The 12,644-nt window shown below is 51.8% G+C and carries 11 protein-coding genes; 8 read left to right on the top strand and 3 right to left on the bottom strand.

What is annotated here, in order from left to right; genetic code table 11:
* Positions 1-158 precede the first annotated feature (158 nt).
* A complete protein-coding gene (locus BZG25_RS02945; RefSeq protein WP_158010041.1) occupies positions 159-2,801 on the top strand; it encodes an AraC family transcriptional regulator in 2,643 nt (880 codons plus the stop codon).
* A gap of 306 nt (positions 2,802-3,107) precedes the next feature.
* Here the strand turns inward: BZG25_RS02945 and BZG25_RS02940 are convergent, their stop codons facing one another.
* Positions 3,108-3,536, bottom strand: a complete 429-nt coding sequence (locus tag BZG25_RS02940; RefSeq protein ID WP_077579207.1) for an HIT family protein — start codon at positions 3,534-3,536, stop codon at positions 3,108-3,110.
* Between the two features lie 180 nt (positions 3,537-3,716).
* Between BZG25_RS02940 and BZG25_RS02935 the strand changes: the two genes are divergently transcribed.
* On the top strand, positions 3,717-4,322 hold the full coding sequence (locus tag BZG25_RS02935; RefSeq protein WP_046073545.1) for a DUF924 family protein: 606 nt from the start codon (positions 3,717-3,719) through the stop codon (positions 4,320-4,322).
* A 74-nt stretch (positions 4,323-4,396) separates the two neighbouring features.
* Here BZG25_RS02935 and argS read toward each other — a convergent pair whose 3' ends face one another.
* Positions 4,397-6,127, bottom strand: a complete 1,731-nt coding sequence (gene argS / locus BZG25_RS02930; RefSeq protein WP_046073544.1) for an arginine--tRNA ligase — start codon at positions 6,125-6,127, stop codon at positions 4,397-4,399.
* A 314-nt stretch (positions 6,128-6,441) separates the two neighbouring features.
* Between argS and BZG25_RS02925 the strand changes: the two genes are divergently transcribed.
* The gene (locus BZG25_RS02925) at positions 6,442-6,987 is read left to right on the top strand and encodes a VOC family protein (protein ID WP_158010042.1); all 546 of its coding nucleotides are present in this window, start codon (positions 6,442-6,444) and stop codon (positions 6,985-6,987) included.
* A gap of 26 nt (positions 6,988-7,013) precedes the next feature.
* Here BZG25_RS02925 and purU read toward each other — a convergent pair whose 3' ends face one another.
* Complete coding sequence (gene purU / locus BZG25_RS02920; protein WP_046073542.1) at positions 7,014-7,847, bottom strand: formyltetrahydrofolate deformylase; 834 nt, start codon at positions 7,845-7,847, stop codon at positions 7,014-7,016.
* Between the two features lie 159 nt (positions 7,848-8,006).
* On the opposite strand from purU, the gene BZG25_RS02915 reads away from it, so the two are divergent.
* Genes BZG25_RS02915 through BZG25_RS02895 form a run of 5 tightly spaced genes read left to right on the top strand, consistent with a single transcriptional unit; the run spans position 8,007 to position 12,548 of the window.
* Complete coding sequence (locus BZG25_RS02915) at positions 8,007-9,971, top strand: ATP-dependent DNA helicase (protein ID WP_046073541.1); 1,965 nt, start codon at positions 8,007-8,009, stop codon at positions 9,969-9,971.
* Positions 9,972-10,667: a tRNA (adenosine(37)-N6)-threonylcarbamoyltransferase complex dimerization subunit type 1 TsaB gene (gene tsaB / locus BZG25_RS02910; protein ID WP_077579209.1), complete on the top strand. Its 696-nt coding sequence runs from the start codon at positions 9,972-9,974 to the stop codon at positions 10,665-10,667.
* A gap of 32 nt (positions 10,668-10,699) precedes the next feature.
* Positions 10,700-11,002: a hypothetical protein gene (locus BZG25_RS16220; protein ID WP_046073539.1), complete on the top strand. Its 303-nt coding sequence runs from the start codon at positions 10,700-10,702 to the stop codon at positions 11,000-11,002.
* A gap of 22 nt (positions 11,003-11,024) precedes the next feature.
* On the top strand, positions 11,025-11,570 hold the full coding sequence (locus tag BZG25_RS02900; RefSeq protein WP_158010043.1) for a Slp family lipoprotein: 546 nt from the start codon (positions 11,025-11,027) through the stop codon (positions 11,568-11,570).
* Between the two features lie 18 nt (positions 11,571-11,588).
* The gene (locus BZG25_RS02895; RefSeq protein ID WP_241828638.1) at positions 11,589-12,548 is read left to right on the top strand and encodes an alpha/beta fold hydrolase; all 960 of its coding nucleotides are present in this window, start codon (positions 11,589-11,591) and stop codon (positions 12,546-12,548) included.
* Positions 12,549-12,644 lie beyond the last annotated feature (96 nt).

Genomic DNA, 12,644 nt, shown 5'->3' with positions numbered 1-12,644 from the left:
ATTTAGGGTTGCAGGGTTTTATTTAGGGGCAGGTCGCAGGACACTACGCTACTGAATCCTGCAACCTGTCTCTCTTCTCGTACATGAAACGCCGATGTCTCTGTTTGTTATGGCTGGCTCTCATCTTTCCTTGCCTACCTTTGCAGGCGCATGATCCCTTGCTCACATCGTTTCAATCATACGGCGGTCTCAATGGCCTCGGTGATGTTCGCGATGTGGCGGTGCAGTCATCTGGTGGTATGTGGCTGTTGGATAACCAAGGACGCATTCATTTTTTTGATGGTCATCAGCGCCATCCACTCAACGACGCCCTGACCTTGCCTGATGAAAAGATCCTGACCATTGCTTATGCTCACCAGGCGCTTTGGATGGCAGGAAGGCAACATGTTTATCGTTTCCAGCCAAGTACCAATACGCTTACCGCTTTCCCGTTGCCCGATGCCGTTGCACAGACAAGCGCTGATCATGGGCCTCGTCCCCCCCAATCGCCACGACTGGCGACGATCAATAATACGCTATGGCACATCCAAAGCGGCCAGATAAGCGTCTATCAACGGGAAGATAAGGCATTTCACGTGTGGCGAACGGGTCCGTGGCGTGCTGATAGTGTTTGGTTTACTGCGGGTCATCGATTGTTTGCGGTCGGGACAAGCTTATACCAACTCAGTGACGCGGGTGTGCGTCAACTGACACGCTTTTCTACGCCGATTACAGCGATCACGGCGAAACAAGACAGAGCATGGATCAGTACCGAAAAGCGTGTTTATCTACTGGCATTATCGGGCGATCAAGTAAAAGCACAACACGTGTTGAATACGCGTGGAGGCTACCAAAGAATGACGGTCGGCTCGGGCGGGTTGTGGGCCGCCAATCATAACGGGTTATTTCGACTTTCCCTAGACGGTGTCGCGACGCCTGTTTGGCAGCCAGGCTCTCAGGGCATAGCAGGCCAAAGCATCACTTTTTTATGGGCAGATTTTGAAGGGGGGATCTGGTTTTCAACCGATCAGGCTGCACGTTATCGTGCGCCGGGCCAGCGTTGGATCACTCATCAACACCGTGCGTTTCCCAGCGTGCTTACCCATGGTTTTATGGCGCAGAGTAACCCTTGGGGGCTAGAGAGAGGCAGTTGGCGCGATTTAAGTGGGTATCGCACTGTACCATGGACTTCGGATGCACCAAGTGGTGAATACCTCAGTGCCACCCGAGACGGTCAGCGCCTTTGGTGGTCAACACCGTCAGGTACAAAAGGGATCAATACGAAAACAGGGGCAAGCATCGTCATACCCGACCAGTTGGCAACCTTGCCCGCTGAGCATTTGTATACTGATGCCGAGGGCACCATCTGGTTATCGGTTGACGATCAGGTGATGCGCTACTGGCCGGACACACAGACATTGGTCAGTTATGGCACGCGATGGCAGACCCATCACGCGGGTGAGGTGTTAGGCTTTTACGATGATGGTCGCGGCAGTGTATGGATCCGTGACCAGAATGGCTTAACCCGTTATCGAGACGGTCATTTTAAGCCGGTCCCCTTGGCGAAAGACCGACTGCCTGTGCAGGATATGTATACCGATGAACGAGGTCGTTTATGGCTCACCAGTGCGCGCGGTGTGTATCAATACGATCCTAGCGCCCCAGACGCCGCGTCATTGGTTTATTTATCGCTACCCGATGAGCGATTCCACTGTGTCACTGGTAACCGCGACGGCGTATGGGCGTACAGTAACCAAGCATTGGTACACATTGCCCCACGAGGGTTCGTGCGCACATTTCGCCTCCCATCTGATGCAGAAAAAGTGGCCTGCTACGCGACCCAACCCCATCAACTCACTCTGTTGGCAGGGGATTATACCTACCAGATAGATACTGACCAATTGGCGTTTTCTCTGCGTAAACCGCCAAGTGTTGTGATTGGTGCGGTTTGGCAGCAACGCAAGCGTTGGCGTATTGGCCCTCGACAGCAAACAGCGGTGACATTACTAGAGCAAAGCCCCGCCTATCTAGCGTGGGGGAGTTGGCCACCAGAACGACAAGTGACACGCGTGCATTACCAGCTCGTGCCTTATCAGCACGCTGGCCAGCCAATGGCTGACAAACTGGCCGCTTGGCAGCAGACCGGCAGTGATACGATTTCTTTGGCCAATATGGTGGGAGGGCACTATCAATTACGTATTGCTATCCCGCGTGATGGTGCTTCCCATACTGTGTTAGATATCTCTGTCTCTCTTCCTCTGTTGCCTCACATTATCAATGGCATGGTACTGGCCTGCTTTGTGAGCCTGGTTCTTGCGGCTGTCATCTTAGCCTTGAGACAACGTCACTTGTCGGCGGTGCACATAGAGACATCGAGCGTGCCCATCTCCGGGCCGCTGGATGAAATCTCGGATGTCACATATCCTATCGGATTTGAATCGCCCTCATCACTGGCGCTGGCTTCAGACCAAGCCAATCAGCGATGGACAGCCGAGTTTGAGAAAGTTATCGCGGCCAAGTACCAAGATCCTGACTTTTCAATGGCTCAGGTAGCAAGCGCGTTAGCGATGTCTGAGCGTAATTTGCAACGTAAGTGTCGACAGTATTTTGGTGTGACAGTGACCGCTTATGTGACGCAGAAAAGACTGAGTGATGCCGCTGCGCGCTTGCAGCACGGGTATTCGGTTGCGGATGTGGCTGAGGCGTGCGGATATCGCGATCCGGCTTACTTTAGTCAACGGTTTAAAAGCTACTTTGGTGTCAGTCCTTCGCAGTATCGACGCACGACGACCGATATGACCGTGGCAGATATACGTGATTAGGTTGGGCTGTTGACCTGAAACCCAGGGGGAAATGCGCGTAAAAGAAAACGTGGCATAGCCGGGGAGCCATGCCACGGGTGTCAACGACACCTTCGCTTGCTGCCGAGGGCGGGGAGCCCGCCCTGGTAAAAAACGGGCTGGTCAGGCGTGTATTGTCTCAACCAGCGGCATCAATATACCGTAATTTGCGCTTGAGTCGTTATGACTAAACCGCCAATCGCATCTTGACAGGATTAAGGTTAAGGTATTGATAATTATTGCTTTTATTTCCTTTTTTCTGATTTTGACGAAAATAACGAAGTGCACTTACCCATTGACGACTAACCCACTGGCGGCGAGTGTCTCCCTCAGCTGTTGGATGAGGGGCTGTGCTTGCTCGTGAGGACGATGCCCCACTTGTAGGTGGCCCCAAATCGGATTTGGCCATACCGGATCCGTTTTAAACCGAGCAACATGGTGGAGATGGAGCTGGGGAACTAGGTTGCCGATTGCGGCGATATTGAGCTTGTCAGGGGAGAATAGACGCTCAAGACAGCGCGCCACTATGGCCGACTCTTGCCACAGCGAGTGCTGCTCAGTATCGTCAAGGTGGTGAATTTCTTCGATGTCCTGCTTACGTGGGATCAGCAAGAGCCATGGACCAATATCGGCATGCGCAAGGCGCAACTGACAAAGTGAGAAATCACCGACATAAGCGCTATCGGCGGCTAATCGTGAGTGGAGAACAAAGGACATACAGACTCCTTATTGCAATGCGAGCACATAGCTTACATCACAACTTGCTTTTGGGTCACAAACTCCTCACCGAATAGGAGGATTCGCCTCATAAGAAACAAAAAGCAAGTACGCTTAACACCAAGTACGCTTAACACAATGTTGAAGCCAAATGTGTCGACGAACGCGAGAGGAGGTGGCATGCATTATCAAGACGTCCTAGCTTTTTGGTTTGGCGACGAGCGTAGTGAGTGGGTTCCTTCGTCCGCCTCGCAGGCACGATGGTTTGGCGGTAGTCCAGACGTTGATGAGGCGATTCGCGAGCGATTCCAATCTTGGGTCAGTGCGGCCGGCGCGGGCGCATTAAATGACTGGGCCCAGACCGCAGAGGGGCGTTTGGCATTGATTATTCTGCTCGATCAATTCCCCCGAAACTTATATCGCGGGTTGGCGGCAGCATATCGGTATGATGCCTTGGCATTGGCTCTCTGTAAGGCAGGGCTTGCGAAAGGTGACGACCAAGTCTTGACCCCGCTTCAACGGGTGTTTTTCTATCTTCCCTTGGAGCATGCTGAAGAAGAAGCAGACCAAGAAGAAGCACTGTTTCGGTTTGATCAACTGCGTCAGCGAGTGAGTGGGGAGGCAAAAGCTTGGTACGAGCAATGCTTTGATTACGCACGCCAGCACTACGACATTATTACTACCTTTGGTCGATTTCCTCATCGCAATGCGGTGATGGGACGGTTATCGACTCCCGAGGAACGATTGTGGCTTAGCGAAACGGATCAGCATTTTGGTCAGGGATAAAAAAGGCGCCCACTTGCAACCAGTGGGCGCCCTTCTTCTGTGCTTATCCGCACAACAAGGATCATCTAACCTTGTTACATGCGCTCAAGCGTGTTGATACCCAACAGATCTAGGCCTTGCTTGATGGTTTTGGCCGTCAATGCAGCCATTCTTAGGCGGCTTTGGCGCGTATTCCCTTCAGAAAGCAGGATAGGGCATGCTTCGTAGAAGCTTGAGAATAGACCAGCCAGTTCAAATAGGTAGCTACACATTAAGTGAGGCTGACCCTCTCGCGCGACTGATTTAACCGCTTCTTCAAACTGAAGCAGTTTGGCGACCAGCGCTTTTTCTTTCTCATGCTCAATGAGCATTTCACCGTCGAGTGCATCACGGTCAACCCCAGACTTGGCAAAGACTGACGCCACACGGGTATAGGCATACTGCATATAGGGGGCGGTGTTGCCCTCGAAGGCCAGCATATGATCCCAGTCGAAGATATAATCCGTGGTACGATGCTTTGACAGATCGGCATACTTGACGGCTGCCATCGCGACCGTGGTTGAGATATCTCGCTGCGTATCAGCATCCATATCTGGATTTTTCTCTGCGATCAGTGCCTTGGCTCGTGTTTCTGCTTCATCGAGTAAGTCAGCGAGGCGGACTGTGCCCCCAGAGCGGGTTTTGAAAGGTTTACCGTCTTTGCCGAGCATCATGCCAAACGCGTGATGCTCAAGACTGACCGAATCCGGCACATAGCCCGCTTTGCGCACAATGGTCCAAGCTTGCATGAGATGCTGGTGCTGACGTGAGTCAATAAAGTAGAGCACACGGTCAGCGTTGAATTGCTCGTAACGATATTTGGCACAAGCAATATCAGTGGTGGTGTACAAATAGCCACCATCACGTTTTTGGATGATCACACCCATTGGCTCGCCGTCTTTGTTTTTGTACTCGTCAAGGAAGACAACTTGTGCGCCATCATCTTCTACGGCAATCCCTTTGGCTTTTAAGTCTTCAACAATACCGGGCAGCATATCGTTATACAGACTTTCGCCCATCACATCTTTATTGCTCAATGAGACATTCAGGCGATCATAGTTACGTTGGTTTTGCTCCAACGTTACTTTGACAAGCTTTTCCCACTTTTCTTTGCAGTAGGCGTCACCGCGTTGCAGGCGAACCACGTAGTCGCGCGCTGTGGCGGCGAAAGCTTCATCTTCGTCGTAGCGGGCTTTGGATTCACGATAGAAGTTTTCGATATCACCCAGTTCCATGGAGACATCGTCACCGCGTGACTCATGTAACTCGAGGTTGGCAATGAGCATACCGAACTGTGTCCCCCAATCACCGAGATGATTGGCACGGGTCACGTTGTGGCCTAAAAATTCTAGGGTGCGTACAACGGCGTCACCAATGATAGTGGAGCGAAGGTGGCCAACGTGCATTTCTTTTGCCACGTTAGGGGCTGAATAGTCCACCACAATGTTTTGTGTGTCTTGTTTATCGACACCTAAACGTGCGTCCGACAGGGCGGCATCTGCCTGTTTGGCTAACCACTGATCGTTAAGGAAGATATTGATAAAGCCTGGGCCGGCAATTTCTGTTTTGCTCGCCATATCACCGAGGTCGAGCGCATCCAAAACGTGTTGAGCAAACTCACGGGGGTTCGTGCCGAGCTTTTTGGCTGCTCCCATGACTCCATTCGCTTGATAGTCACCAAATTGTGGCTTCGCAGACTGACGCACTGCCGCTGGTGTGCCCTCAGGCGCACCCGCCGCAACCATCGCGGCAGACACTTTTTCGTTAAGAAGACTTTGAATATTCACTTGCTTACCTTTACTACTAGCCGGGCTGATTATGAACGACCCGTTATGTGGGCTTCCAGCTTATTAATACAAGAATCCGCCAACACTGCACTGCCACGTAACCAAGCGTGCAAACACAGTGTTGGCGGGATGCTGTATTGTTGCGAACCATGACGTCAATCGACGCGGATTAGCCCTAATGATACCCATAAAACAGCAGGCATTGGCAATAGTTATTCAACGCCATCCTTGATATCTTTCGCGACTGGAAGACAACGAGCACTATAAAACCTTGAGAGGTCACTATGCATGATGCCAGCAATTGGGTATCCCTGATGCGAGATCAAGCAACTTTTACAGATAAAATCAATCAGTTGCTGGAAACGCTGGCGATTGATTGTACCCAGTTAACGCTTGATCACGTTGCGATCCGTACCAATGATAGCGTGTTAACACAATCGCTTGCCGGCCATCTAAGCGAACAGGGGCAATTAATATCACAGGCGATGGTCAACCAGCGGCCGATCCATATTTATCAGCTTGATACCCCATTACACTTTGGTGTCTGGCAAACTGATTTAGTGGAATTGCCGTTTCCTCACCACAAAACCTATCCTTTTCAAAACTGGGAACATATGGAGTTTGTGGTTCCTTGCCGCCATGCCACCCTATCAGGGCTTGAAGACGCGTTACACGTGCAGTTTCCAGGCTTACTCGCGCGCGCAGCAAAGCTGAGCGAGATAACGGTTAAACACAGTGAGCCACAGGTTGCGGGAGAGCGGTTGGCCAATCCAACCATCGCGTTTAAGCAAAATGGTGTTTGCGTGAAGTTTCATCCTTATTCACTCGCGCAAATTATTGCTAGCGAAGCCAGTGCTTGAGCACTGGCTCAACCAATGTTGTCGTTTTACAAGATCACGGTTTTATTGCCATGGACAAATACCCGGTCTTCGACAACACATTCAATTGCTTGACTTAGCACACTTTTTTCCACGTCGCGGCCTGCTTTGGCCATATCTTGTGCGCTAAAGCTGTGATCAACATGAATCACGTCTTGGCCAATAATCGGCCCTTCGTCCAAGTCATTGGTGACAAAGTGGGCGGTGGCACCAATGATTTTGACCCCACGCTCAAACGCTTGATGGTATGGACGGGCACCGATAAATGCGGGCAAAAAGCTGTGATGAATATTGATGATGCGATGCGGATATTGGGCAACAAAGTCAGGCGTCAGAACCCGCATGTATTTCGCTAGAATGATGTAGTCAGGCTGATGGGGTTGAATCGCTTTGAGCATGGCTTGCTCGTGCTCTTCTCGGCTTAGGCCCTCATGGCTGACATAATGAAAAGGGATATCAAAGCGCTCAGTCAGATGTTGTAGTTTGTCGTAGTTACCGACTACCGCTGCAATATCAATCTCGAGCGAGCCATCATAGGCTTTCATTAAAATGTCGCCGAGGCAGTGGGATTCTTTGGTGACCATGATGACGACGCGTTTGCGGCGCGAGCTAATCAGCTGGCGCTGGCTGCCAGGTGGTAGCGCATGGTCAAGGTCGAGAAGCAGGGTGTGATCGTTAAAAATCCCCTCCAGCTCAGTGCGCATATAAAACTGCCCAGTGACATTATCGACATACTCTCGGTTGTGAATAATGTTGAGCTGATGTTTATAGCAAATGTTGGTGATGGTCGCGATGAGCCCTTGGGCGTCAGGACAGTCCGTGAGAAGTGTTTTTCGTTCCATGTTGGTCGTGTACTGCTGATGACTAAACCCTCGGTTGTACCCTGTCTCAGCCGCAAGGTCAAAGTGATTTTACGATGCGCCATCGGTTTCTCAGGGGAGTGGTTTCATCCCGAAGAGGGGTTTGGCATAATGGCGGCTTTCCCCCTGTGTATTTATACAATGATCCGTAAGGTTTTCTCAGACACCGGTGCGCTGGCCAAAGCGATTGATGGTTTTGTGCCTCGCCAGCCGCAAACAGATATGGCGATTGCTGTTGATGCGGCAATTCGTGACCAAGGCCAGCTCGTGGTGGAAGCGGGCACAGGAACCGGGAAAACCTATGCCTATCTGGCGCCTGTTTTATTAAGTGGTAAAAAGGCCATCATCAGCACGGGCTCGAAAAATCTGCAAGAGCAGCTCTACCATCGAGACTTACCGCTGATGAAGTCAGCCTTGGGCTATACAGGAACCACCGCCTTATTGAAAGGCCGAGTCAATTACCTGTGCCCAGAGCGACTCGAGCGACAAATTAGTGAGTGCCACCGCCCCGACAGCGAGCCTGGGCAATTGAGTCAGCTGGTTAAAATTCGCGAGTGGTCGTCCTATACCGAGTCGGGTGATCTGAGTGAATGTGACGCACTGGCTGAAGACAGCCCACTGATCCCTGTGGTGACGTCCACCAATGACAATTGCCTTGGTAAAGACTGTCCAAGTTATGAAGACTGTTATGTGGTCAAAGCGCGGCGTCGTGCGATGGATGCCGACGTGGTGGTGGTCAACCATCACCTATTTTTAGCGGATGTTGCCATCAAAGAAACGGGGTTTGGCGAGCTCATCCCAGAAGCAGACGTGATGGTGTTTGATGAGGCGCATCAGCTTCCGGACATTGCCAGTCAGTATTTTGGCCAATCTCTATCTAGCCGGCAGCTGCAAGATGTTGCCAAAGACATTCATATCGCCTATCGCACTGAGTTACGAGACACGCGTCAACTGGAAAAAGTTGCTGATCGCCTCTCGCAAGCTGCGATGGATATGCGCTTGGTGATGGGCGAGCCTGGATACCGAGGTAACTGGCGCGAATTACAGACGTCGCCCAGCGTAGAGAAAGAACTGGTACGGTTATCAGATGCGCTCGATCTTGCGCATGACGTGGTGAAATTATCACTCGGCCGCAGTCAATTGCTTGACGCTGCATTTGATCGCATCACCTTATTTAAAGCGCGGCTTGCACGCTTAAAAGATACCTCAATCACCGGGTACTCTTATTGGTACGAGTGTACTCGTCACCACTTTAGCCTCAATATTACCCCCTTATCGGTGGCGGATCGTTTTCGTGAGCAAATGGCCGAACAGGGCGGCGCTTGGATTTTTACCTCCGCTACCTTGGCCGTTGAGGGCGACTTCGCGCATTTTAATCACCGTCTCGGGATTGATGCTAAGCAACAAATGACATTGGAAAGCCCCTTTGACTACCCCAATCAAGCGAGGCTTTGCGTGCCTCGTCATGTACCGGAAACCAATAGTTTTCGTCGTGCCAACAAACTTGCCGCATTATTGGGACCGGTGATTGAACGTAACCAAGGGCGTTGCTTTTTCCTGTGTACGTCACATCAAATGGTACGAGAGCTGTCAGCCTTGTTTCGTGAGCAGCTGTCATTGCCCGTCCTCATGCAAGGAGAGATGCCCAAGCAGCGCTTATTGGCGGAGTATTTGTCGTTGGGCAATGCGTTGCTGGTGGCGACGGGCGCCTTTTGGGAAGGCATTGATGTGCGTGGACAAGCGCTCAGTTGTGTGATCATCGATAAACTCCCGTTTGCTTCCCCCGATGATCCTTTATTAAAAGCACGAATAGAAGATTGTAAACTGCAAGGGGGCGATCCCTTTGCTCAGGTACAGATCCCCGAAGCGGTGATCACCCTAAAGCAAGGGGTGGGGCGTCTCATTCGGGATCAACAAGATTTTGGTGCACTGGTTATTTGTGACAACCGATTGGTGACCCGCGCATACGGCGCAACCTTTTTGCGCAGCTTGCCGGCGATCCCTCGCACGCGGGATTTACACCACATTGACGATTTTTTGTCGGGCAGTGACACCGACAGCAACACGATGCAATCGCATTTATTAGATCAACCGATAGAGGGTTAAATGACGCTACGAATATTGGCCGTAGATACGGCGACCGAAAACTGCTCTGTCGCACTGTGCTGTGATGATCAGATTATCACACGCAGCGAAATTGCACCGCGTGAGCATACCAACAAGATCCTACCCATGGTCGACGAGGTATTGGCAGAAGCGGGCCTAACATTGACGCAATTGGATGCACTCGCGTTTGGCCGCGGGCCGGGGAGTTTCACAGGCGTCCGTATTGGCATCGGAATTGCACAAGGTCTAGCGTTTGGTGCAGATCTCCCAATGATTGGCGTTTCAACATTGGCAGCGATGGCAGCACAAAGCGGTCGCTTACATAATGCGACGCGCGTATTGACGGCGATTGATGCGCGTATGGGTGAACTCTATGTTGGCCAATATCTGCGGACTGACGCTGGCGTATGGCAGTGTGTCGGTGAAGAGAGGGTCGTCGCCCCGGACGCATTCACCCCTGAGTGCACCGAGGGGGTGTGGACATTGGCAGGAACCGGATGGGCAGCCTATCCTGATCTGGCAACACGCTTAGCATTGCAGACAGCGCCGTCAGAGGTGTTATACCCCCAAGCACAAGATATGCTGGAGATTGCTAAGCAGGCGTATCGTGCGGGAGACACAGTCGCTGCGGAGCTTGCTAGCCCCACGTATCTGCGGGATAAAGTCACTTGGAAAAAGTTACCCGGGCGCGAATAACCACCATGAGGCCGGCAGCATAGGACGTGAATATGGTATCGATTAACGGTGTATCCTCCCCACAGACAAACCGGCCTAACCATCCCCAGCGTGCGGGCAAAAAGCCGCAAACGACGCGCAAACAAACGCCCAAGACGACGCAAGTGGCTAAGGCGGTTCGCCAGCGTGTCGACCCCGCCGCGATTGCGCAAGCAGAACAGGCGAAACAAGCGTACGTGCAATATGATTTGCCGGATGGCCGCGGCCGTCAAGCGATGGCTTCCTACTTCGCGGTGTTAAATCAAGCCAGGCGAGAGGAACTGATCAACTTAGTAGGCGTCGATATCTATGTGTGATGTGGCGCGAAAGGAGCCTGATATGAAGTCTTACCTGTTAGTTTTATGCGGCATGTTACTACTGAGTGGCTGTACAAGTTTGCCTGAGTCCCTAAAAGGCCGGATGGACCAGCCCGTGACCGAATACCCGGTGGTCGCGAAAATGACAGAGGCAAACCAAGGGGAAGAGGTGCGCCTTGGTGGCTTGATCGTTGGGGTGAATAACCGTGAACAGGACTCTGTGGTTGAAATAGTGGCGGTGCCAACGTCGACAGCGGGTCGGCCCGATATCGATGCCTCGTCGCTTGGGCGCTTCAAAGCGATTTTTACTGGCTTTATTGAACCGGCTGATTATGCCAAAGGCCGGCCGATAACGGTGTTGGGCGAGTTTCAGGGCCGTCAAGCGGGAAAAGTGGGGGATTATTCCTATGATTACCCCGTGCTTAGGGTAACAGGGCACCAGCTTTGGGATATTGAACAGCATGTGGTTGATGATGACAGACCTTATTGCTACGGCTTGTACTGCTCCCGAGTGCGCATTGGCGTCGGCACGGGACGGGTGCAAAGCGTGATTAGCTTACCTTATTAGCCCTTGTATGTGATTGTGATGATGACACCGCCATTGACGGAGGCTCTCGAGGCATTATTGGCGTCTGATCCGGCAGCACTCGGGTTATCGTCTGGCTTAACGCCGACCTCGATTCGACTTAATGATGTGACAGTGGCCGCGGCAAGACGCCCAGCAAACGGCTTAGCGCCAACATTGGTTTTTTTACATGGCTGGCAAGACAACCTGGCGAGTTTTGATTCGCTGATCCCCATGCTGCCTCAAGACTACGGGTTACTTATGTTTGATTGGCCCGGGCACGGTTTGTCTGAGCACAAAACCGGGGATTATCACTACCCGTTTTTTGATTATCTAGACAGCTTGCATCAAGTGCTTCACCAAACACTTTGTTCGCAACCTGAGAAAAAGGGACCCGTCATATTGGTGGGGCACTCATTGGGAGGGTTAGTGGCTAGCTGTTACGCGGCCAGTTTTCCTGAGTCGATCGCGGGGGTTGTCTCGATAGAAGCGTTGGGGCCCATTGTTGAACCTGAACATAAAATCACCGAACGCATCGCGAAAAGTCTCAATCAGCGCTTAAATTCAGCGCAAAAACCCCCACGTCTCTTTGATTCTGCGATTAAGGCGCTACAATTGCGCGCATCCATTAATAAAGTCGCCTGTCAGTCACTGATGCCACTGGTAGCACGCGGGATCGAGACATGCGGTCATGGTGTACGTTGGCGTCATGATCCTAAGCTTCGTGGTGAGCCACTGTATCGAATGGCGCCCGGCCATGGAGAGTCGATTATTCGAGCGATTGAATGCCCTGTGCTGGCGATTCGCGCGACAGATGGGTATCCTGCGCTGCGCTCTGCCGATGCCGCGCAACGAGCCACGTGGTTTAAGCAATTGACACTCATTGAGATCCCCGGGACACACCATTGTCACCTTCAGCAACCGCAACAAACTGTGTCGTTAATAACGGATTTTGTGACCAAAATTCAAACGCGCACTTAAAATGCTCGTGTAAAAATAATATTAACGCTATGGTGGGCAGGTTAAACACCTGTTTGAATTATGCCTCGCGTCGATCGAAGCAGGCAATATAGCCTG

Source organism: Salinivibrio sp. ML198 (assembly GCF_001996015.1).
Classification (GTDB): domain Bacteria; phylum Pseudomonadota; class Gammaproteobacteria; order Enterobacterales; family Vibrionaceae; genus Salinivibrio; species Salinivibrio siamensis.
The sequence above is the reverse complement of the archived record's forward strand: the minus strand, read 5'-3'. Positions and strand labels throughout refer to the sequence as shown.

Coding starts and splice junctions, on each gene's coding strand:
- BZG25_RS02895 (WP_241828638.1), top strand. CDS start 11,589: ATGATGACACCGCCATTGACGGAGGCTCTCGAGGCATTATTGGCGTCT.
- BZG25_RS16220 (WP_046073539.1), top strand. CDS start 10,700: ATGGTATCGATTAACGGTGTATCCTCCCCACAGACAAACCGGCCTAAC.
- BZG25_RS02935 (WP_046073545.1), top strand. CDS start 3,717: ATGCATTATCAAGACGTCCTAGCTTTTTGGTTTGGCGACGAGCGTAGT.
- BZG25_RS02940 (WP_077579207.1), bottom strand. CDS start 3,536: ATGTCCTTTGTTCTCCACTCACGATTAGCCGCCGATAGCGCTTATGTC.
- purU (WP_046073542.1), bottom strand. CDS start 7,847: ATGGAACGAAAAACACTTCTCACGGACTGTCCTGACGCCCAAGGGCTC.
- BZG25_RS02925 (WP_158010042.1), top strand. CDS start 6,442: ATGCGAGATCAAGCAACTTTTACAGATAAAATCAATCAGTTGCTGGAA.
- tsaB (WP_077579209.1), top strand. CDS start 9,972: ATGACGCTACGAATATTGGCCGTAGATACGGCGACCGAAAACTGCTCT.
- BZG25_RS02900 (WP_158010043.1), top strand. CDS start 11,025: ATGAAGTCTTACCTGTTAGTTTTATGCGGCATGTTACTACTGAGTGGC.
- BZG25_RS02915 (WP_046073541.1), top strand. CDS start 8,007: ATGATCCGTAAGGTTTTCTCAGACACCGGTGCGCTGGCCAAAGCGATT.